Here is a 20,160-nt window from a genome sequence, read left to right on the forward strand (position 1 = left end):
AGCCAAAGATGATGAAAACTATCACGGAATGCTTGCTGACAACTCAATAGTCCAAATTAGTATTTCTATTTCAAACTGATTCATTGCTAGAATAGCTTTAATCAATTTTAAAAGTCATATATGAGCCATAGAATGTTTGATAGTTACGATCATGAAATACGAGAAGCGCTTCATAAAAAGAAGCTCAGGAAGTACCACCAAAGTACTTCTGAAACTCTTGTGCTTGATGAGCTAGGGCTGCTACATGGCTCAAATAGAATTGATGTCGCTGTTATCAATGGAAATATCCATGGATATGAAATTAAAAGCTCAAAAGATACACTTAAAAGATTAAATGGTCAGTTGAAAGCTTATACAGCTGTATTGCAAAAGCTAACGTTTGTAGTTGCCCCCAATCACTTTGAGGAGTTAATGGATAACATACCTTGTTGGAGTGGCGTAATAATTGCCAACAAAGGAAGCAAAGGTGCTATAACTTTCAAAACATTACGACATCCAAAAATAAACCCTGAATTTGACCCTTTTAGTGTTTCTCACTTGCTTTGGAAAAATGAAGCTCAATCTATCTTAAAAGCAAAAGGCCTTAGTACCAAAGATGTAAACTTAAACAGAAAAGAGCTTTATGCTCTCATCTGTAAGCATCTAGAAACAAACGAGATCGTTTCCTCGATTAAGGAAGCATTTATTGCCCGTGCAGACTGGCGAGCTGATGAACTACAAATGAAATATGGTGACTAGTTCCAACCTCCTTCCATGTTGTTAAACTGCCATTACTGCATAGATAATACGCACATTCATGAATTTTCAAATCTCCTTCCGAAAGGGAACTCCCAACATAAAACCCTGACTTACAAACAAAATCATGACACATGCTATGCATTTGCTTAGGGTTATCTCTAAATGCTGAACCTTTATTAATTACCCAAAGCTCTTCAGTAGAATAAATAATTCTTGCAGCAGGTTTTATTACTCGCATATCCAAGGCTGGAGCAAACTCTGGAGGCTCTATACTAAAATCTCCAAAACCTAAATTTGATATTCGCTCAAAATTTTCTTTGTAAAAACGCCTATAAAACTTCCAATCAGCTCTTGGTTGGGTTACTAACGAATTTGTTGGTACTGAAGAAAAATCTAATGCGGTCCCCACTAGGTATATCGACTTATATGAGCTAAATGAATCAATTTTCGAGATGAGTACAGCAAGTAAAGTGCCAATTCGCTCAAAAGGTTCATATTCAGATTTCGAACCAAAATCTATAATGATTTCAATTCCCGCCATATTTAAATTATTTTCAATTATCAGCTTTGGAAGGAGAGCCATATTCTCGGCATCAGCTAATTCTTCAAACTTAATCCGTATATCTAACCCACATGCCTTAGCTCTACAATAATCCATAATAATTCTGATATATTCAGGCTCATCATGTAATGTGATCACAGGTTTTATGTTCGTTTTACTTTGCTTGAGGAGTCTGTAAACATACTCAGGTACGAGCTCACCACTTTGCATTGTGCTTGTATGTAAACTCACATGAAGATCCATAGAAGCAATACCGTCTCCCCATTTATCTTCAAGTCTTTTAACTAGAGGTTCAATGTGTGCTTGAGCCGTTTTTTTGGGCATTTGAGTTTCAAAATCAAACTCAATAGGAGGGATGACAAACAATGGGCGTATAGAACTTTTCACAGAACTTTTAAGCCTCATTAATGCCTGATACTCGCCTTGGCGCCACTTCAAAACAGGTAAATAGGGTTTATAGTCCATTACTTCACTCCAAATAAAGCTCTAATTTTTCCATGATTAACAACGCCTCTCAAAATAGAGTAGTCGTCTTTTTCAAATTGAATTCGTCCCGCTATAATTGCAGGGTGAATGTCTAAATTTTTAGCATCTATATTAACCGCGTTCTCGTTTATCATGACTGGAGAAACGCAACTAGCCCACTGTTCAGGAGTAATTAAAGTATTACGAGCAAACTCATTAGCTTCCTGCTCTAAAGGGTCCAAATTTTTATCTCCTATTTTTTCATCAAGAAAAACAGGGAATTTATTCGAAAGTAAGTGAAGATACACATGAGCTAGCTCATGAAAGAGAACAAACCAAAAATTATCAATGCGGTCTTGACGTAATGTCATACCTATTACAGGAAAACCTTCATCACTCAAAAGAGCTGCGCCATCAAGATAGGTTTGATCTAAATGTCTTTCAATAACTAAGATAATACCTTTGCTTAATAACAACTCCTTTGCCAGAAGAGGACCGTTAGGGTCAGTGCTCAAAGCTACTAGCTCATGAAGCCATATAGGGTTATGTTCCACATACTCTAATTCTGTATGGTTAATTATCTTTCTGGCTTCAGATAGAATTCTGCTTTCCCACGCAAACAAAGCAGCTTCTTTTGCTGTTCTCTCACCAAATTTGGTTTTTTTGTGATAAGCAAAGTTAGTTAGTGAGCCACTTCCGTAGATTACTTCTTTTAACTCTGAAGTTGCATTTTTAGCCGTGATCCAATTTCTTTTAATTAATTCTTTTATGGGCAAAAGCTCCCAAAAAGGAATATCTAAAGCACGTTGGTTGTTGTAAATTTCTATTACTCTATCGTCGACGCTATCAAACACTTCAGCTATCGAGTTACCTAAAATTTCTGATGCCTTAAGAAGGAGCTGAAGGCCAACATTTTCATACTCTGTAGCTTCAAAACGAATTAATAAGCCTTTTGAAATACCCATAGCTTTCGCCATACAACTTTGTGACAAACCGTTTGCTATACGATGCACGACTAATTGCTGTCTTAGCTCACACAGCATTAGAGAATTTTTTATTGTGATTTGCCCATTGATAATCGAAAAGTATTCATTTATTTCTTCTTTTAGCGCGTTGATAGTGCTTAGAAGAGCATCTCTTTCCATTACTTTAAGTAAGTCAGTGGAGCTAGACAACTCACCAAAAGTAACCTCAAAACGTAACAAAGTTTCTTGTGTTAGCTCTAGCTGTTCATTGGTAAGAATCATTTTTCCTCTCCCAAGGCCCTTAGCTCCATGCTATTTAAATCAAGCTTTACTATGCCTTTTCGTTTTCCTGAGTGCTTTTCATTCTGAAAAAAATCTAAAAATAATGTACCAACAGAGTCCGCTTTTCCTAAGTGAGGGAAAAACTCACCTTCATATTTGTCTTTCTGAGCTTGTCGCTGATTATCAAAATTCCGAAATACAGGGTCCAAGACCTGTAGGTCAACGCCTGAATAATCTACACATGCATCAAAATCGCCAGGATGGGCCTTTTGGGTTACATAGCTTCCATCTATATAGATTGTAGAACACCCTGCATCTCTTAGGTTTTTCATTGCCTCAACAAGCCCTAAGAACTGCTTTTCCCTTAATGGGTTATAGACAAATAACCGCCTAAATTCAGGTAAAGATAAATCATGGACACCTTCTTCTAAAACATCAAAAGGGGCATTTTCATAACTTACAAAATTATCCATGTCTTACTAAGTATCCTCAAGTCCATATGAAATTAGATTAGCATCTTAAACACTATTAATACCATACACTTAGCTCTATACCTATATAATGGTCACATTTTAAAATTGCTTGTCATCTTTTGGCTCTATCTATCACTCCAATTTTCCAAATTTAATCCATAATATGATGAGTCTTAACTATTCTCATAGTCTGAAAACTAACATAAAATCTGTGTATTTAGACAACATCAAAATGAAACTAGAGCTCAAAACCCTAGTTTGTCCATAGAATGCCGAAACCTGACAAAGCACTATGAAGCCCTTTGTCAGTTAACAACAAGATCTAATTATCTAACCAATCCAAACAATCAATTACACCTAAATAATTTTTTAGCTCAAATTCACCAGTATACTTTCTGGTAATACCTGCCTCAGATAGCTCATGTCCGACAACTCTTTGCACTAAGTGCATTTCGTTATACTTCAAGGACTCTGTAATCATCGCATGTCTTAGGCTATGAAATGAACGTCGTCTTTTTTCATCACTAAGCTTATCAATTGACAGGCTTTCCAAACTAGCAGCAAATCGAGTAGTTATATAGCAATCAGTCTTGAATGCTCTAAACAGCTTAGATTCTAACGGAACCCCATCAGATTTTTGTTCAACATATTCCAGAAAACCCATGTTGATTAATTTTTGATGTATAGGAATCTTCCTACGAGCAGCATCTGTCTTGCCTTCTTCAATGAATAGATAATATCTGTTACAGCTACCGTCAAACTTAATTGAAGATAGTTTTAAGTTAAAGATATCACCTCGCCTTGCCCCTGTATAAACAGCCAACAAGGTAATCCATTTATAGTCAGAGTCTTGTTGCTCCTCCCAATAATGAACAATCGAATTCATCTGCTTAGATGAAAAAGTGGCATACGACATACTCTGTGAAGTAACTTTCAGCCCAGAAGTTGGAGACGTATCGAGGATGAACTCACTATTAACTAAAAACGTAGAAAACAGCGATTGATAGTCCTTAAATGCCTCTTTTACTGATTTTGATGAAATTAAGTCTTCATCAGGTATTTGGCGATTGCTGGCAGCTTCGACCCATACCGATAAATCCTTGTTCTGACAGTAAGGTTTTATATTCCTTCTCGGCATATTCTCAATTACTGTCATTGTTTTTTTTATGTCTGATTTAGAAACGGTATTAACATCTTTATCTCCGATCACTAACAATAATATATTGAAGTTCGAATACCTAGATTGGGCTACTTTGTTAGTAATACCTCTAATTTTACTGCCTACAGGCTTTATTTTTTCTCGCCATTTTTTATAAGCCTCAATAGCCTCAGAGAGCTTCATACCGACCTCTTCAAGCTCTACTGACTCATTCGTTGCACGTTGTTGAACATTCAGCTTCTCAAGCTCTAATGAGTGCTTTAGAGCACTAGTTCTATCTGTTTCATCATTACCAGAATCGTATTTTATCGAGGTTTTAAGCTTACCGTTATCACCAAAAGTCAGTACTTCTGTAAACCCCATTTGGATACTCTTAGCCATAAGAGAACTCCTTAAATCATTTAATTGGCTTATTACTTGGTTAACCAGCGTAATAGCTATTCTTGAGGACTTCGTCTGTAGGCTTTGCCGCATGATAGGCGGAAGGTTGGTGTTCTCTTGGATGATTTTGGGTATGCGAACCCTCAAGTAATAGACCCCGTTACGCTGAAAGGTATAGGGGATTTTGTGTGTCACAGGTTGTGACCCACTTTGTAGCACAGGCAGAAACATAAAAGGCCTCACATTGCTGTGAGGCCTTCTAATAGAAAGGTTTGAGTTGGCCGATAAGCCGGGTCCTGTCGTGGACAGTTATTCATCTAGGCCTGCAATCGCTCACAGGCTCAAGCGACCTACCCGGTCCCAACGCGAGCAGCGCCATACGGGACCCTATTTGGTCTTGCTTCGGATAGAGTTTACCTTGCAACCAACTGTTACCAGTGGCCCGGTGCGCTCTTACCGCACCCTTTCACCCTTACCAACCGAAGTTGGCGGTCTCCTCTCTGCTGCACTTGTCGTCGGTTTACACCGCCCAGGCGTTACCTGGTATCCTGCTCTTTGAAGCCCGGACTTTCCTCCCCGTTCTTGCGAACGCAGCAACTGTCTGGCCAACTCGGCGCGGATTATAGCGTAAGCGACTGCAACACACCATCTAAAAAATAGCTTTGGGCTAAACCATTCGCATTTTAATTACAGTCCGATTTCTAAACCGTATTTATAAAGTGCATTCTTTTTAAGCCCGTATATTTCACCCGTTAACGCTGAAGCTTTTTTAAGCGGTAACTCTTGGCATAACAGCTTTAGAGTATTAATCACAACAGTTGGAATTTCTGATTCAGTGTCGATGCGATGCCCATGGATCATGATGACGATTTCACCTTTTTGCTGGTTCGGGTCATCTTTTACTGTTTGTAATACCTCTGCCACTGAACCAGATAAAAAAGTTTCAAAGGTTTTAGTGACTTCACGAGCCATAACTATTTCACGATCGTCACCTAACGCTGTCACGATGGATTCAAGGCTATGGACAATACGATGCGGAGATTCGTAAAAAATCAACGTACGCGGATCTTCTTTTAACGCCGCAAGTTTATCTAACCGTCCTTTTTCTTTTGACGGTAAAAATCCTTCAAATGAAAAACGATCAGACGGCAAACCTGATGCGCTTAATGCGGTGATGGCAGCACAAGGGCCAGGCAATGGCACCACGTTGTACCCTGCTTCACGCACTTGTTTAACTAAGTGATATCCAGGATCTGAAATTAAAGGTGTGCCCGCATCTGAAATCAATGCAACCGCTTCACCGTTACTTAGTTTTTGAATAATCCACTGCGCTCTGTCACGTTCGTTATGATCATGCAGTGCTGTTTTACGGGTCTCGATACCAAAGTGGCTTAATAATTTTCCACTGTGGCGAGTGTCTTCACAGGCAATGAGTTTAACGTTATTAAGTACCTCTATTGCACGGCTGCTGATATCCCCTAAGTTACCAATTGGGGTGGGAACGATATAAAGTGCGACCGATAGGTCCATAACTACCTCTGTATTGAGTATCATCAAGACTTTCGCCAAGTGAAAGAGCAGGTTAAACTAGAGACAGCATCTTACCAGAGTGAAGCCCTGTGTTAAAAAGACTGATTACAACAAAATTCGTTTTCGCAGCTATTTTATCGACAGTATTAGTGGGTTGTGCAACTCAAACTACTGAAAATAAACAGGCTATTGATAGTTCATTGGCATCCGTGACGCAATCGGCCAATGTCTATTTATCTGCAGCCAGTAACGCTAAACAGCCACAAGAGCGTGACAAATATCTGTTATTAGCCGCACATGCTTACATTAATGAAGCCAATGTGAGTGCTGCAGATAAGTTACTTGTCTCGATGAAGCCTCAATTACAGCCTGAGCCAACACTGCAAGCAGAATGGTTGTACCTTTCTGCACGCGTGGCTGAGCAAACTCGCTCTGACGCTGACGCCCTATCAATTCTTAATTATCCTAATACCTGGAAGCTGCCAGATTGGCAACGTGTGACTTACCATCAATATAAAGCACGTTTGTTTAATCAAACTAAGCAACCGATTGATGAATTAAGACAACTTAGTTCACTGAGCTTGTACTTGCCAAAAGAGCAGTCGTTTGAAGTCAACGACACCATTTGGCGTACGTTACAGCCATTGCACGAAGAAACCATTAAAAGCTTTATGCGTGATAACAGTAACCCGACCTTTTCAGGTTGGTTGCAGTTAGCTTACATAGCCAAACACTATGCAGTAGACCCATCACAATTAGTCCGATATTTAGGTGAATGGCAACAAGCCAATCCTAATCACCCCGGTGCGATGAAATTACCGTCTGATTTAGAAAAAGCCTTAAATGCTAAACCGTATAAGCCGCAAAATATTGCTGTGCTTTTGCCATTAACAGGTAGACGAGCAGCTGTGGCAGAGCCAATTAGGCAAGGCATTTTAGCCAGCTATATGGCTGCATTTGATGATCAAATTGAACTTAACTTTTTTGATACTAACCTTGGCGTTGAAACCGCTTATCAAGATGCTTTAGCCGCTGGCGCTGAATTTGTCATTGGCCCGCTTTTACCTAATGCCGTTGAAGAAATGCAAGCACTAAACGAGCAAGAGCTTATGACGGTTCCGCAACTTTATTTGAATCAAACTGAAAATTTCACTCCCAATAGTGATCAGTTTTATTTCGCTCTATCACCAGCTCAAGAAGCCAGTGATGCTGCGCAAAAGCTGTATAACGATGGCATTAGTTTGCCACTGTTATTAGTCAGTAATGACTCAACCGGTAAACGCATGGCTGAAAGCTTTAACAGTAAATGGCTTGAGTTAACCGAAGAAAATGCTGAAATCCATTATTACGATGGCGGCGATCAAATGAAGTTAACCGTGCAAGAAGCCCTAGGCGTTAAAGACAGCCAAGCGCGCATTGCACGAATGAAAGAATTGATAGGGAATAATATCGAAGCAGATTTTCGTTCACGTCGCGATATCGATGCCATTTATATGATTTCTGCCGCAAAAGACCTGGTGCTGCTTAAGCCTTTCTTAGATGTTAATTTTAGCGTTTTTGCTGATCCTGTTGCACTTTATACCACCAGCCGCAGTCGACTCAGTGGTAACTCAACGCAATCGGCACAAGAACTCAATAACCTGATGATCAGTGATATCCCTTGGTTAATGGGCGCCAACACCGAAACCACCATGGTGAATCAACTATGGAGCAATTGGAATAATGGTCAAAAGCGTTTGTATATCATGGGCTATGATTCACTAGAGCTAGTTAGCCGTTTAGCGCAGATGCGTGCTTTCCCAGGTTATCAATTTAATGGCCGCAGTGGCGCGCTTTCTGTTGATCAAAATGGTGTTATTGAGCGAACATTGAGCTGGGGTAAATACCAGCGTGGACAACTTCGTTCGCTATAACAAGCAACTGAATTTAGATGGATATCCGTTAAATACAAATGAGCCAAACTAACGCTGGGCAACAAGCTGAATCATTAGCTCGAACTTACCTTGAACAACAAGGTCTACAGTTTGTGACTCAGAACCAGCGTTATCGTTTTGGTGAAATAGATTTAATCATGCGGGATAAGCAATATTGGGTTTTTATTGAAGTTAAATTTCGCTCTTCAACTCAATTTGGTGGTGCGTTAAATGCATTATCGGCAGGCCAAATATCTCGTATTAGAAAAGCTGCTGAGCAATATTTACAAACTCATAAAATCAATGCCCCATGCCGCTTTGATGTCATTGCCATTAATGGCCAAGACATACAATGGTTACAAGGGTGTTTTTAAATAGACAATTTTAGCTATAATGCTGCCTAGATAGTGATTTAAGCATGATAGCAACACTTTACTGAGTAAGGATTTAACCATGTTAGAACGTATTAAAGACAGCTTCACAGAGTCAATTCAAACTAAAATTGACGCTGCTGAAGCATTACCAGAGTCGATTGAAAAAGCGGCTGAAATGATGGTTCAATGCCTGTTAGGCGGTAACAAGATTCTTGCATGTGGTAATGGCGGTAGCGCTGGCGATGCACAGCATTTCTCAGCAGAATTACTTAACCGTTACGAAATTGAACGCCCACCGTTACCAGCCATTGCTTTAAGCTGTGATACCTCAACGATTACTGCTATCGCCAACGATTATAGCTACGATGAAATTTACTCAAAGCAAATCATGGCACTAGGACAACCTGGTGATATTTTATTGGCGATTTCAACCAGTGGTAACTCTGGTAACGTAATTAAAGCGATGGAAGCAGCTTTAGGTCGCGATATGACTATTGTTGCGTTAACCGGTAAAGATGGCGGCGCAATGGCAGGATTTATGAGTGAAGGCGATGTTGAAGTTCGCGTACCTTCTAACGTGACTGCACGTATTCAGGAAGTTCACTTATTAGTCATTCACTGTTTATGTGACAATATTGACCGCACTCTGTTCCCTCAGGACGAGCAAGCATGATAAAAGCAGTTCTTGCCATTGCAATACTGTTCCTGCTTCAGGGCTGTGCAGGTGTTGTAATGGTTGGTGCTGTTGGCGGTGCAAAAATGGCCAATGATGAGCGTAGTATGTCTACGCAAATCAGTGATACTAATGCCGACTTTAATATCACCAGTGCACTATCAAAACATCAAGATATTAATAGCCAGACCAACATTACTGGTGTGGTGTTAAACAGTAATGTGTTGATGATTGGCCAGTCTCCTAATTCTATGCTCCGCGACAAAGCCGTAAGAGTAGTACAAGAGTTAGAAATTGGCGGTAAGCTGCATAACCAAATTCGTATTGGTAACCCCACTTCATTTACTACACGCAGTAACGATACGTGGATCACCACTAAAGTTAAAACCCGCATGTTGAATGAAACAGAGTTAGATGTCACTCGGGTAAAAGTGGTCACCGAAAATGGTGAAGTGTTTCTGCTTGGCATAATTGCTCGCGATCAAGCAGATCTTGCAGTTGAGGTGACTCGTAACACCTCTGGTGTGAGAAAAGTGATTAAAGTATTTGAATATATAGACGCTGATTAAGCGTTGTTAATCAAGATATAGCACTCGCTTCTAACTTCATGGTTAAACATGATATTGAGTCAGGCCGATTAGCCACATTTAATTTTCCTGAGATTTTAATCGGGTTTAACTTTAGTTGTCAGCAACATCGCTAAAATGAACTTGCAATAGCGTGCTTTATTAACGGCTTAAAATGCAATCTCAAAAAGTCTGAAGGCTTGATAAAGTCGCAGCAAAAAATCAGAGACAAAAAAGCCAGCATTTATGCTGGCTTGTTTTTACAATTAAAATACTTAGCTAATCGTTAGACGATCATACCGATTTTTTCGTACACTTTTTTAATCGTTTCTTCTGCACGAGCTTGCGCTTTTTCAGCACCAGCTTTAAATACCGCATCAAGGTACTCTTCATCCGCTCTAAACTGACGGAAACGCTCCTGCAGTGGTTCAAGCATTTCAACAACCGCTTCACCCGTTGCCACTTTTAAATGGCCATACATTTTGCCTTCAAAGTCTTTCTCAATAGACTCAATTGACTGACCGTTACAACCTGACATTAGGCTCAATAAGTTTGATACACCCGGTTTTTCGTCAACATCGAAACGAACAACAGGTGGCTCTTCGCTGTCTGTCATCGCTTTTTTAACTTTCTTCATAATCGCTTTAGGATCATCAAGTAAACCAATAACGTTATTACGGTTATCATCTGACTTAGACATTTTTTTGGTCGGCTCTTGCAGTGACATCACCTTAGCGCCCGTTTCTGGAATAAATGGCTCAGGTACTGCAAACGTATCACCATAAGCATTATTAAAACGTGTAGCGATATCACGAGTCAGTTCTAAATGCTGTTTCTGATCTTGGCCAACAGGCACTTCATTTGCTTGATAAAGCAAAATATCAGCTGCCATCAATACAGGGTAATCAAATAAACCCACATTGATGTTATTGGCATGTTTTTGCGACTTGTCTTTAAACTGCGTCATGCGGTTCAGTTCACCCATTTGGGTGTAACAATTTAACGCCCAGCTTAATTGCGTGTGCTGCGGCACTTGTGACTGTAGGAACACAGTACTTTTGTCAGGGTCGATGCCACAAGCAAGATAAACTGCTAACGTGTCATAACAAGCTGCACGCAGGTTTTCAGGATCTTGTCGTACAGTAATTGCATGTAAATCAACTACACAATAAATACAATCGTGGCTATCTTGCATGTTAACCCACTGACGAAGCGCGCCCATGTAGTTTCCGATACTTAGCTCACCTGATGGTTGAGCACCACTAAACACGATAGGTTTTGCAGTCATTTGTTTTATTGCTCCATTGATCTAGCAGTTTGTTTTAGCCGTTAGTGTTAACTGAAGGTAATAAGGCTAAAATCTGATTAAATTGTTCGCATACCGCAGTTGGGCCGCTCAGCCCAATATCTTCACCGTAGTTGTACCCATAGGTCAAGCCTATTGAGCTTACTCCGGCTGCTTTTGCCGCAAATATGTCATTTTTTGAATCCCCAACCATTAATAGTTGTTCGGGTTCAAGTTGCCATTCATTTAAAATATGCGTTAATGGCAGAGGGTCTGGTTTCATTTTATCCAGCGAATCCCCTCCCAAAACCAAACTAAATAATTTATCTATTTCAAACGCCGTTAATAGCGGAACGGTAAATCGATAAGGCTTATTGGTCACGATTGCTAGCGGGTAACCTGAAACTTTAAGGGTATTTAATGTCTCTAGTACACCCACATAAAGCTGACTATGCTTTTGCAAGTGCAGCTGGTAATGCTTCATAAAAACAGGCATTGCAGCATCAAGCGCGTCTTCAGAAACTGATGTAGACTCTGCAACAGAAGGCGATAGTATCTCACCTGCTGTATAAGCATGATGTAATGCACGCAGCATTAATACCCGAGCGCCATTGCCAACCCAGTTTCTAACTTGTTGTTCAGTACAAGTGGAAAGGTTGAGCTCGGCCAATGTGGCCTGCGTTGCCGCAGCCAAATCTGGCACGCTATCGATAAGCGTGCCGTCTAAATCAAAAGCGATGGCTTTAATTTTAGAGAAGTCAGCCATAATTACGCGTCAACTTTAGCCAGTTCACTGCGCATTTCATCAACCACAGTTTTATAATCTGGTTGATTGAAAATAGCCGAACCTGCTACAAACATATCTGCACCTGCAGCTGCGATTTCTGCAATATTATCAACTTTAACACCGCCATCAACTTCAAGACGAATATCAAAACCACTCGCATCGATTTTGGCGCGAACTTGTTTAAGCTTATCTAGCGTTGATGGAATAAATGATTGTCCGCCAAAACCTGGATTAACTGACATCAATAGGATGACATCTAGTTTGTCCATGACATGGTCAAGATAATGCAGTGGTGTACCTGGGTTAAATACTAAACCAGCTTTACAACCTGATTCTTTAATAAGTTGTAGACTGCGGTCTACATGCTCTGATGCTTCAGGATGGAAAGTGATGATAGAAGCGCCGGCTTTGGCAAAATCAGGAATAATACGATCAACTGGCTTCACCATTAAATGCACATCAATATCAGCAGTTATGCCGAAATCACGTAGCGCCTGACAAACCATAGGACCAATCGTTAAGTTAGGCACATAATGGTTATCCATAACATCAAAGTGAACAACGTCAGCCCCTGCATCTAATACGGCTTGAACATCATCACCTAAACGGGCGAAATCGGCTGATAAAATAGATGGGGCAATCAGAAATGGACGCATAGTCTTCTCGAAGCGATTAAAAGTGGCATTATTTTACCCTCTGCAGAGAAAACGCTCTAGTCACAAACAGTAATAAAACTTTGCTAAGTCAAATAAATGTAAATATTAATAATCTGTAAGTATTAAATTGATCTAGATCACACTCAATGGATGTTCATTAACTAGACAAATTTGCTATAATGCGACTTACGTCACTGTGTCTTTTATGAATATATAGTTTCTGATCTCTACATCTTGTTGGATCGTATACCGTTATTCGAGACATGTTTATTTATTGATTCTGAAAGTATGAGACAAGGATAGCCCTTATGATGTGCAGTCAGCGAAAAATGAACACCCACCAAACTGGTAAGGTGACGTTAAAGCCTGTGTTAAGTATTTTTTCTGCTAGTGCATTAATGTTTGTTGCATACTTTGCAGCATCAGATAGTCGCGACCAACTGCTAGCTGAAAACTGCGCATGTTCAGACACTGCAACCTACAACTCAAGTCTACCGAGCAGCCACCCAAACAACCGTTGTGCAACTCAATCTGATAATGTCAGCTGGGGAAGCTGGGTGACAGGTAATAGCCGCTCAAGTCAATTCCATTTTTTAGACTTGCTCGAACTCCTACATGGTAGCGAAAAAAGCAAACCTATCAGTGATATGCCTGCAAATAATCCAAACACCATTTAATGTCTATTTGGCGAGTATTTACCAGCACTGTAGCCGCATTTTTTGGGGTGCAAACTGAAGATAATCGCCAGCGTGATTTTCAGAAAAATAATTCGCCACTGCCTTTTATCTTTATGGGAATAGCTTTAGCCGCACTGATGATTTTGTCGTTAATCTTTATCGTCAATCAAGTATTAAGCTAAAGACCATAAGCCAAAGAAAGTAAGCCAAAGAAAGTAAGCCAAAATTGACCATTCATTATTCTCAAAGCTTGAACGAGATTAATCTATCACTTCTTGATAGTGATGATCATATAGCGCCATGATTTCATCGACTTTCTTACGCGAACTGCCTTTTTGACTGATATTACGCTGCACTGCAATCGAGGCTAACTTTGCGCCGCGATAAAGCTCGCGAGTAAGCGGAATGTCATGATTACTGATCAACACAGGAATATCACGTTCAAGAGCTGTATGACGAGATTGTCTCGCTAAAAGCGCTTGGTCATCAAGACTAAAGCCTGGCCCTACGTATGTTGTAAAGCTAGCAGTTGTTGATAAAGGCGCATATGGCGGGTCGCAATAAATCACATCACCTGTTGTAGACATCTCAAATGCTTGTTCATAACTCACACAGTGAAATGTTGCCTTTTGCGCTTTAATGGAAAAGTAGCGAAGTTCATCTTCTGGGAAATACGGTTTTTTATAAGAACCAAAAGGAACATTAAAACCGCCTTTTCTGTTATAGCGGCATAAGCCATTAAAACCATGTCGGTTCATATAAAGAAAGTAAACTGAACGCTTAAAGGGATCTTTGGTTTGATTAAACTCAGTTCGAATGCGGTAATATTGCTCTTTGTCATTCATTTCCGGTACAAACATCGCTTTCGCTGCTGCAATGTAGGTTTCCGGTTCATTTTTGACAATATTATAAAGATTAATCAGGTCATGATTAATATCGCACAGCAGATACTCTTCATATTCCGTATTTAAAAATACAGATCCTGCACCAACAAAGGGCTCTATTAACCTCTTACCTTGCGGCAAGTGTTTTGCTAGCTCGTCAACGAGTTTAAATTTCCCACCCGCCCACTTAAGAAAGGCTCTATGCTTTTTAGTCATGAATACCAGTTACTAGCAAAATTAAAGCTGATGATTGTACTCTTTTTAATAAGAATAATCATTGTTTGAATCATAGAAACGAATGGCTTTTTAAGCGATTAATTCGATTTGATTTCATATCCCTTAAGATCGCTCCACTTCCTTATCCATGGTGCACTCAAACCCAGATCCTGTTGTAAGTTGTCAGATTGTTTTTGAGCCTCTATAACACTATCAAATTGACCAAACAGGACAATATGGCGCTGCTTGAAGTTTGCTTGTACTAATTGAAGTTCGTTTTGCTGTATCTGGCTTAGTTTTGACACGATAGCTTTTAACGATTTGTCATCACGCACACTGGCAATTTGTAAGGTATATCCTGCTCTGTCAGTTAATAAAGCTGAATCTTGTTGTACTGCCACATCAATGCTACTGACTTCAAGCTTATCTCGTTCAACAATAGTGATATCTTCATCAACATCAGCAACTTGAACATCATGATTTACGTTACTGTCCACGTCAGCATCACTCATTGAGAGATGCATGTTATTGCTCGCGCTATCCTCTTGTGAAGATAAACCCATTTTGTTAACAGGCTCACTCCCCTCATCATCCCGCGAGGGATAAATAGGAAGCATTGATTCAATAACTTTATCACCCACTAAATTAAAGCCTTGCTTGGATGGTATTTCTTCAGGCTGGATCTTAATAGCAGCAGATACTAATGACTTGCCATAATGGTGTATGAACCATTGAGCACGGCTCGTTGGTAGCTGATACTCTGCAAATACGATTTCTGGCTCATTTTCAGCTTGTTGTTTGCTTTGAGTTAAATAGATGGCAATGCCTATTCCTGCCATTGCCATAAATACAAATAGTGAGACTAACCAATGCAAGTATTTGGGCCATGACTTTATTTCTTCGGGCTTATCTTCCAAAGCTTTTTTAAGTAAATCGAGAACTTCTGCAGGTGTGCCATGTTGCTTTTCAATTTGTGCTTGTATTATTTCACGAGGAATAAAGGGGGTTTTATGACTTCTAATTAATAATGTCCGATAAAGCCCTTCACGTTCTGCAAGCGATAATGGTTCCACTTCTACATTCAATAGCAATGATTGCATTGACTCTGTGAGCTCAAGATTGAGTTCAGTTAAAGAATCTGGCTCAATCGTAAAAGTAATTGAAATAGGTTTACCCGCACATTTCAATTGCGTTAGCACTAAACATTCTGCCCATAACTCTCGCGGCATATATTGCGCATCGTCAATAATAATGTGTAACGGCTTAGTTAAACTCGACTGGATCCTCAACAAAGTGTCTGCCAAGGGTAATGCGTCATCGAAAATGGGCGATGAGATCAATTGAATGAGGATTTTTCGACGAATTTCAGCACTTTCAGCATGCATAGGACAAATAACTAATGCTGAATTATAGTTATCAAGCTCACTTGCGAGGGCTGTCACTAAGGTTGTTTTACCTGAACCTCTTACCCCTGAAACAAGCACAAGTTGCTCGCTATAACTCGCGATATGCTCTAGTCGCTGAACTAACGATTCTTGCGAAGGTAACAAAAGCGTTTGTTGGATATCCACAAGCCCACCATTAGACTTACACTAACGTTTAAACTGCGCTACAACTTAAACTTGACTGATGACTTCTGCGAGCAGTGACTCTTTTACATCAGAGAATACTTCAGCAGTGCCTATTGAAGTCGGTAACACCAAACGAATTTGGCCCGCTAACACTTTTTTATCTCGTCGCATGTGTTTGATATAACTATCAAATGTCATGTTTTCAGGCGAAGTTATTGGTAAGTCAAACGCTTGCATTATGCGAGTGACTCTATCAAAGTCGGTTTGCTGAATTAAGCCTAACTTTAATGATGTTAAAGCGGCCATAATCGTGCCCGTTGCCACAGCTTCACCATGCAACCATACGCCATAGCCCATTTCAGCTTCAATCGCATGACCAAATGTATGCCCGAGGTTCAATAACGCTCTAACACCACGTTCAGTTTCATCTTCAGCAACGACATCCGCTTTAATTTGACAACATCTAGCAATGGCATAGGTTAACGCATCTTTATCAAGCGTCTTAAGCGGCTCAACATTTTGCTCTAGCCAGCTAAAAAAGTCAGCATCCCAAATGATACCGTACTTAATGACTTCAGCCATTCCCGCAGCAAACTCTTTTGCAGGTAAAGTTGATAAACAATTGGTGTCAATTAGTACTGATTGAGGTTGATAAAATGCCCCAATCATATTTTTCCCCAAAGGATGATTCACAGCGGTTTTACCGCCAACAGAAGAGTCAACCTGGGACAGCAGTGTTGTGGGAAGCTGTATAAACTCCACACCTCGCTGATAGCAAGATGCAGCAAAGCCAGCCATGTCACCAACGACACCGCCACCTAATGCAACTATCACACAATCACGTGCAAAATTATTTTCTAGTAACGCAGAAAATATTAAATCCAAATGCGTGAGATCTTTATATTTCTCACCATCTGGAAGCACAACAACACCCAGTTCACCACAACTGACCATAGCTTGTTGGACTTGTTCTAAGTACAACGGAGCTATAGTGTCATTGGTGACTATGAGTGCTTTTTTACCAGAAAGGTAATCGGAGAGATAAGTATTTTGCTGCAATAAATTCTGGCCAATAAAAATGGGATAACTTCTTATACCTAATTCAACCTGAACTTGTTGCATAAACCTACCTAAAAACCGAGTTGCTCAATGATTTGATTTGCGACTATTTTCGCACTTTGCTCATCTGTCTTAACGATAACGTCTGCAATCTCTTCATATAAAGGATTACGAACATCAGCAAGATTTTCAAGCACTTCGCGTGGATCATCAACCTGTAGTAACGGTCGACGTTTATCACGTTGAGTACGAGCCACTTGCTTATCGATTGTAGTCTCTAGGTATACAACAATACCTCGAGCCGACAAATGATTACGAATGTCTTTACTTTGTACAGATCCGCCGCCAGTAGCTAGGACAATGCCCTGCTTTTCCGACAGGTCGGCGATGACTTGAGCTTCACGTACACGAAAGCCTTCTTCGCCTTCTACGTCAAACACCCAGGCAATATCTGCACCTGTGCGTTGCTCAATCTCGTGATCTGAATCGTGGAAATCTAAATGCAGCATTTGGGCCAAATGGCGACCAATTGTGCTTTTGCCTGCGCCCATTGGGCCTACCAGAAAAATATTGCGTTTTTCAGCCATTATATATACGTCTGAATCTTATATGAAATGTATGCCTTATCGACTTAAACTCAAGCCGACCTATAATTTAACCTTGCTCTAATGAGACTTGACGACGGATTATCTCAGTTATAGGGCTATTGTTGCAAGTCATGTTGATGAATTAAACACAGATTCTTCAAAATAAATCCATCATACAACTTCAAACCCTCTACAGCACAGAATAAGAAGGTTAAGCTTTTACTAATAAAATTAATCAGCTACCTAAATAGCAGACAAAAAAATACCAGCAAACGCTGGTATTTTAATCAAACTAATTTTAAAGCTTTTCAGTTACAATTTTTGGTGTCACAAAAATAAGTAGTTCTTGACGCTCATTAGTATCTGACGTATTCCTGAACAAGAAACCAACCAAAGGTATGTCACCCAAAACTGGGACTTTACTGACACGACTAATTAGGTTTTGCTGATAAATACCACCAAGTACAATCGTTTCCCCATTATCAACTAATACCTGTGTTCCGATGCGTTGAGTATCGATTGATACGGCTTCACCTGTACCAGTCTGAACAGTTTCGCCTCGGGTATCTTGAGTAATCTCTAAATCAAGAATGACACGATCATCAGGGGTTATTTGAGGTGTTACACGTAATGATAATACTGCTTTTTTGAATGATACCGTCGTGGCACCACTAGATGCGGACTCAACATATGGAATCTCAACACCTTGTTCTATGTAGGCAGCTTTTTGGTTTGACGTCGTAATACGCGGGCTAGCAATAATTTCGCCTTTGTTTTCTTGCTCTAATGCACTTAACTCTAAATCAAGTACTGTACCATCTGCCATTTTAGCAACACTAAATGCAATACTCGCCGCATTGTTCGCAGAAGAAGGTAAATTCACATTTAAGCGATCACTCAATGCAGGAATAACACCTGATACAATATCATTTGCGCCTTCAAGTGAACCTGAAGTCCCTTTATCACCTTGTTGATCTGTGATGCCCCAGCGAATTCCTAAATCTTCTGAAACGTTATCTTTAACAGTCACCATACGAGCTTCAATCAATACTTGTTTAATCGGTATATCAAGAACTTCAACTAAACGGTGGATTGTCTCTAATGAATCAGCAGTATCCTTAACTAATAATGTGTTAGTTCGCTCATCAACAGCAACGCTGCCTCGACTTGATAACAAGCTTGAATCTGCACTCTTCATCAATTCAGCAATATCAACTGCTTTTGCATAGTTTACTTGAATGTATTCAGAATAAAGCGGAGCTAACTCTTTAACTTCTTGTTGATTTGCTAAATCTTGTCTTTCTCGTATTGCCAACTCTTCACTTGGCGCAACCATCAAGATATTACCTTCAATACGCTTATCAAGACCTTTTGTTTGTAAAATTAAGTCTAGCGCCTGATCCCAAGGTACATCATCTAAACGAAGGGTAATGTTGCCCTCAACTGTGTCACTTGTAACTAAGTTAAAATCATTATAATCAGCAATAATCTGTAAGACAGTTCTCACTGAGATATTTTGAAAGTTCAGCGATAAAGAGCGGCCATTATATTTTTTATCTTCTTTAGCTACTGTCGCGCGCTCAACTTTATTAATACTAACTTTAAAAACATTGCCTTCTTGTTTGTAGTTGTAATCGTAGTTGCCATCGACATCAACCATAATACGAGAAGTTAAATCATCTTTAAAAGTTTCGAAACTGGTCACTGGAGTATTAAAATCTTGTACATCCATGACATACAGATGTTCATTTTTAATATCAGTATTATAAAGCTTCACCTCTAACTTCGACCCCACCTGGGCAACATTGGCTGCAACAGAGCGATTGTTCAAATGTATCAGTAAGTCTCCACCACCCGCTTTGTTACGGCGAAAATCAATAGTATCAATGCCATTAACAAAAGGGTTATCAGCATTATCAGGGCCTGAAGCCGTATCATTGACAGTTAAGCGGTAGGTATTGCCAACCACTTTCCCTTGATAGGGTTTCACTTCTGTTAAATCGACAACAACATTTAAAGACCCATCAACTTGAGTTGTTTTTAACCCCTCAACACCGACTCTATCAATAGTGATGTCATCTTTTTCAAGGTTTGAAATACTGTCTTCAAAACTTAAAATGATTTGTGCTGGTGATCCTGATAAATCAACCTCAGGTTTATCGAGCGCTGACTCGAATACAAGCTCTAATTCTAATTGGTGATCGACAACAGAATGGTATTTTACATCCACTAACTTATTGGCGGCTATTGCACTTGGAAGTGCGCCCATCATTAAAACAACACTTAGTACTGCTTTAAATAGTGAGACTTTTTTTGTCGATGTTTGCATCGCGGCAGAAGATTTCATTATTCCCTCA

General features: G+C 39.9%; 20 protein-coding genes, 1 other RNA gene and 1 pseudogene. 7 read left to right on the top strand and 15 right to left on the bottom strand.

Annotation, left to right across the window (positions count from 1 at the left end):
* Positions 1-132 precede the first annotated feature (132 nt).
* On the top strand, positions 133-738 hold the full coding sequence (locus L2737_RS17060) for a sce7726 family protein (RefSeq protein WP_248956540.1): 606 nt from the start codon (positions 133-135) through the stop codon (positions 736-738).
* On the opposite strand, the gene L2737_RS17065 is transcribed toward L2737_RS17060, so the two are convergent.
* From L2737_RS17065 to rsmI, 7 genes and pseudogenes are all read right to left on the bottom strand, one after another.
* Complete coding sequence (locus tag L2737_RS17065) at positions 683-1,765, bottom strand: beta family protein (protein ID WP_248956541.1); 1,083 nt, start codon at positions 1,763-1,765, stop codon at positions 683-685. The two genes, L2737_RS17060 and L2737_RS17065, sit on opposite strands and share 56 nt — an antisense overlap.
* Positions 1,765-3,012 (bottom strand): ImmA/IrrE family metallo-endopeptidase, encoded by a 1,248-nt coding sequence (locus L2737_RS17070; protein ID WP_248956542.1) that lies wholly within the window; start codon positions 3,010-3,012, stop codon positions 1,765-1,767. The genes L2737_RS17065 and L2737_RS17070 overlap by 1 nt, the downstream gene beginning before the upstream one ends.
* Positions 3,009-3,485, bottom strand: a complete 477-nt coding sequence (locus L2737_RS17075; RefSeq protein ID WP_248956543.1) for a DUF6932 family protein — start codon at positions 3,483-3,485, stop codon at positions 3,009-3,011. The genes L2737_RS17070 and L2737_RS17075 overlap by 4 nt, the downstream gene beginning before the upstream one ends.
* A gap of 322 nt (positions 3,486-3,807) precedes the next feature.
* Positions 3,808-5,025, bottom strand: a complete 1,218-nt coding sequence (locus L2737_RS17080) for a tyrosine-type recombinase/integrase (protein ID WP_248956544.1) — start codon at positions 5,023-5,025, stop codon at positions 3,808-3,810.
* 27 nt (positions 5,026-5,052) lie between these two features.
* Positions 5,053-5,256: pseudogene (locus tag L2737_RS22535) on the bottom strand (DUF6538 domain-containing protein); the annotation flags it as partial.
* Positions 5,257-5,294: 38 nt separating this feature from the next.
* Positions 5,295-5,638, bottom strand: an RNA gene (rnpB, locus tag L2737_RS17085) — RNase P RNA component class A.
* Positions 5,639-5,712: 74 nt separating this feature from the next.
* Positions 5,713-6,555, bottom strand: coding sequence for a 16S rRNA (cytidine(1402)-2'-O)-methyltransferase (gene rsmI, locus L2737_RS17090; protein ID WP_102527685.1), 843 nt, complete (start codon positions 6,553-6,555; stop codon positions 5,713-5,715).
* Positions 6,556-6,644: 89 nt separating this feature from the next.
* Between rsmI and L2737_RS17095 the strand changes: the two genes are divergently transcribed.
* From L2737_RS17095 to L2737_RS17110, 4 genes are all read left to right on the top strand, one after another.
* Positions 6,645-8,468 (top strand): penicillin-binding protein activator, encoded by a 1,824-nt coding sequence (locus tag L2737_RS17095; protein ID WP_248956545.1) that lies wholly within the window; start codon positions 6,645-6,647, stop codon positions 8,466-8,468.
* 38 nt (positions 8,469-8,506) lie between these two features.
* Positions 8,507-8,842, top strand: coding sequence for a YraN family protein (locus L2737_RS17100; RefSeq protein ID WP_102527687.1), 336 nt, complete (start codon positions 8,507-8,509; stop codon positions 8,840-8,842).
* A gap of 79 nt (positions 8,843-8,921) precedes the next feature.
* Positions 8,922-9,515, top strand: a complete 594-nt coding sequence (locus L2737_RS17105) for a phosphoheptose isomerase (protein ID WP_248956546.1) — start codon at positions 8,922-8,924, stop codon at positions 9,513-9,515.
* A complete protein-coding gene (locus L2737_RS17110) occupies positions 9,512-10,084 on the top strand; it encodes a BON domain-containing protein (RefSeq protein WP_102527689.1) in 573 nt (190 codons plus the stop codon). The genes L2737_RS17105 and L2737_RS17110 overlap by 4 nt, the downstream gene beginning before the upstream one ends.
* Positions 10,085-10,367: 283 nt before the next feature.
* Here the strand turns inward: L2737_RS17110 and trpS are convergent, their stop codons facing one another.
* Genes trpS through rpe form a run of 3 tightly spaced genes read right to left on the bottom strand, consistent with a single transcriptional unit; the run spans position 10,368 to position 12,809 of the window.
* A complete protein-coding gene (gene trpS, locus L2737_RS17115; RefSeq protein ID WP_248956547.1) occupies positions 10,368-11,369 on the bottom strand; it encodes a tryptophan--tRNA ligase in 1,002 nt (333 codons plus the stop codon).
* A 34-nt stretch (positions 11,370-11,403) separates the two neighbouring features.
* Positions 11,404-12,132, bottom strand: a complete 729-nt coding sequence (locus L2737_RS17120; RefSeq protein WP_248956548.1) for a phosphoglycolate phosphatase — start codon at positions 12,130-12,132, stop codon at positions 11,404-11,406.
* A gap of 2 nt (positions 12,133-12,134) precedes the next feature.
* A complete protein-coding gene (gene rpe / locus L2737_RS17125) occupies positions 12,135-12,809 on the bottom strand; it encodes a ribulose-phosphate 3-epimerase (RefSeq protein WP_102527692.1) in 675 nt (224 codons plus the stop codon).
* Between the two features lie 308 nt (positions 12,810-13,117).
* On the opposite strand from rpe, the gene L2737_RS17130 reads away from it, so the two are divergent.
* Positions 13,118-13,486 (top strand): hypothetical protein, encoded by a 369-nt coding sequence (locus tag L2737_RS17130; RefSeq protein ID WP_248956549.1) that lies wholly within the window; start codon positions 13,118-13,120, stop codon positions 13,484-13,486.
* Positions 13,486-13,668 carry a DUF2970 domain-containing protein gene (locus L2737_RS17135; RefSeq protein WP_102527694.1) on the top strand — a complete coding sequence of 61 codons (183 nt, stop codon included), beginning with the start codon at positions 13,486-13,488 and terminating at the stop codon, positions 13,666-13,668. The genes L2737_RS17130 and L2737_RS17135 overlap by 1 nt, the downstream gene beginning before the upstream one ends.
* A gap of 78 nt (positions 13,669-13,746) precedes the next feature.
* On the opposite strand, the gene L2737_RS17140 is transcribed toward L2737_RS17135, so the two are convergent.
* The 5 genes from L2737_RS17140 to L2737_RS17160 all read right to left on the bottom strand — a co-directional run bounded on the left by L2737_RS17140 (position 13,747) and on the right by L2737_RS17160 (position 20,150).
* Positions 13,747-14,586 carry a Dam family site-specific DNA-(adenine-N6)-methyltransferase gene (locus L2737_RS17140; protein ID WP_248956550.1) on the bottom strand — a complete coding sequence of 280 codons (840 nt, stop codon included), beginning with the start codon at positions 14,584-14,586 and terminating at the stop codon, positions 13,747-13,749.
* A 98-nt stretch (positions 14,587-14,684) separates the two neighbouring features.
* Positions 14,685-16,157: an AAA family ATPase gene (locus L2737_RS17145; RefSeq protein ID WP_248956551.1), complete on the bottom strand. Its 1,473-nt coding sequence runs from the start codon at positions 16,155-16,157 to the stop codon at positions 14,685-14,687.
* Between the two features lie 45 nt (positions 16,158-16,202).
* Positions 16,203-17,279 (bottom strand): 3-dehydroquinate synthase, encoded by a 1,077-nt coding sequence (gene aroB, locus L2737_RS17150; RefSeq protein WP_102527697.1) that lies wholly within the window; start codon positions 17,277-17,279, stop codon positions 16,203-16,205.
* 8 nt (positions 17,280-17,287) lie between these two features.
* Positions 17,288-17,803, bottom strand: a complete 516-nt coding sequence (gene aroK, locus L2737_RS17155) for a shikimate kinase AroK (RefSeq protein ID WP_102527698.1) — start codon at positions 17,801-17,803, stop codon at positions 17,288-17,290.
* Positions 17,804-18,101: 298 nt separating this feature from the next.
* Positions 18,102-20,150 carry a type IV pilus secretin PilQ gene (locus L2737_RS17160; protein ID WP_248956552.1) on the bottom strand — a complete coding sequence of 683 codons (2,049 nt, stop codon included), beginning with the start codon at positions 20,148-20,150 and terminating at the stop codon, positions 18,102-18,104.
* Positions 20,151-20,160: the final 10 nt, after the last annotated feature.

The organism is Shewanella electrodiphila (assembly GCF_023283985.1).
GTDB lineage: Bacteria > Pseudomonadota > Gammaproteobacteria > Enterobacterales > Shewanellaceae > Shewanella > Shewanella electrodiphila.

Bases quoted from the DNA above. Each gene is read 5' to 3' on its own strand.
- trpS (WP_248956547.1), bottom strand. From the start codon at position 11,369: ATGACTGCAAAACCTATCGTGTTTAGTGGTGCTCAACCATCAGGTGAG.
- L2737_RS17060 (WP_248956540.1), top strand. From the start codon at position 133: ATGTTTGATAGTTACGATCATGAAATACGAGAAGCGCTTCATAAAAAG.
- L2737_RS17140 (WP_248956550.1), bottom strand. From the start codon at position 14,586: ATGACTAAAAAGCATAGAGCCTTTCTTAAGTGGGCGGGTGGGAAATTT.
- L2737_RS17120 (WP_248956548.1), bottom strand. From the start codon at position 12,132: ATGGCTGACTTCTCTAAAATTAAAGCCATCGCTTTTGATTTAGACGGC.
- rpe (WP_102527692.1), bottom strand. From the start codon at position 12,809: ATGCGTCCATTTCTGATTGCCCCATCTATTTTATCAGCCGATTTCGCC.
- L2737_RS17160 (WP_248956552.1), bottom strand. From the start codon at position 20,150: ATGAAATCTTCTGCCGCGATGCAAACATCGACAAAAAAAGTCTCACTA.
- L2737_RS17130 (WP_248956549.1), top strand. From the start codon at position 13,118: ATGATGTGCAGTCAGCGAAAAATGAACACCCACCAAACTGGTAAGGTG.
- L2737_RS17065 (WP_248956541.1), bottom strand. From the start codon at position 1,765: ATGGACTATAAACCCTATTTACCTGTTTTGAAGTGGCGCCAAGGCGAG.
- aroK (WP_102527698.1), bottom strand. From the start codon at position 17,803: ATGGCTGAAAAACGCAATATTTTTCTGGTAGGCCCAATGGGCGCAGGC.
- L2737_RS17100 (WP_102527687.1), top strand. From the start codon at position 8,507: ATGAGCCAAACTAACGCTGGGCAACAAGCTGAATCATTAGCTCGAACT.
- aroB (WP_102527697.1), bottom strand. From the start codon at position 17,279: ATGCAACAAGTTCAGGTTGAATTAGGTATAAGAAGTTATCCCATTTTT.
- L2737_RS17080 (WP_248956544.1), bottom strand. From the start codon at position 5,025: ATGGCTAAGAGTATCCAAATGGGGTTTACAGAAGTACTGACTTTTGGT.
- L2737_RS17075 (WP_248956543.1), bottom strand. From the start codon at position 3,485: ATGGATAATTTTGTAAGTTATGAAAATGCCCCTTTTGATGTTTTAGAA.
- L2737_RS17135 (WP_102527694.1), top strand. From the start codon at position 13,486: ATGTCTATTTGGCGAGTATTTACCAGCACTGTAGCCGCATTTTTTGGG.
- L2737_RS17070 (WP_248956542.1), bottom strand. From the start codon at position 3,012: ATGATTCTTACCAATGAACAGCTAGAGCTAACACAAGAAACTTTGTTA.
- L2737_RS17105 (WP_248956546.1), top strand. From the start codon at position 8,922: ATGTTAGAACGTATTAAAGACAGCTTCACAGAGTCAATTCAAACTAAA.
- rsmI (WP_102527685.1), bottom strand. From the start codon at position 6,555: ATGGACCTATCGGTCGCACTTTATATCGTTCCCACCCCAATTGGTAAC.
- L2737_RS17110 (WP_102527689.1), top strand. From the start codon at position 9,512: ATGATAAAAGCAGTTCTTGCCATTGCAATACTGTTCCTGCTTCAGGGC.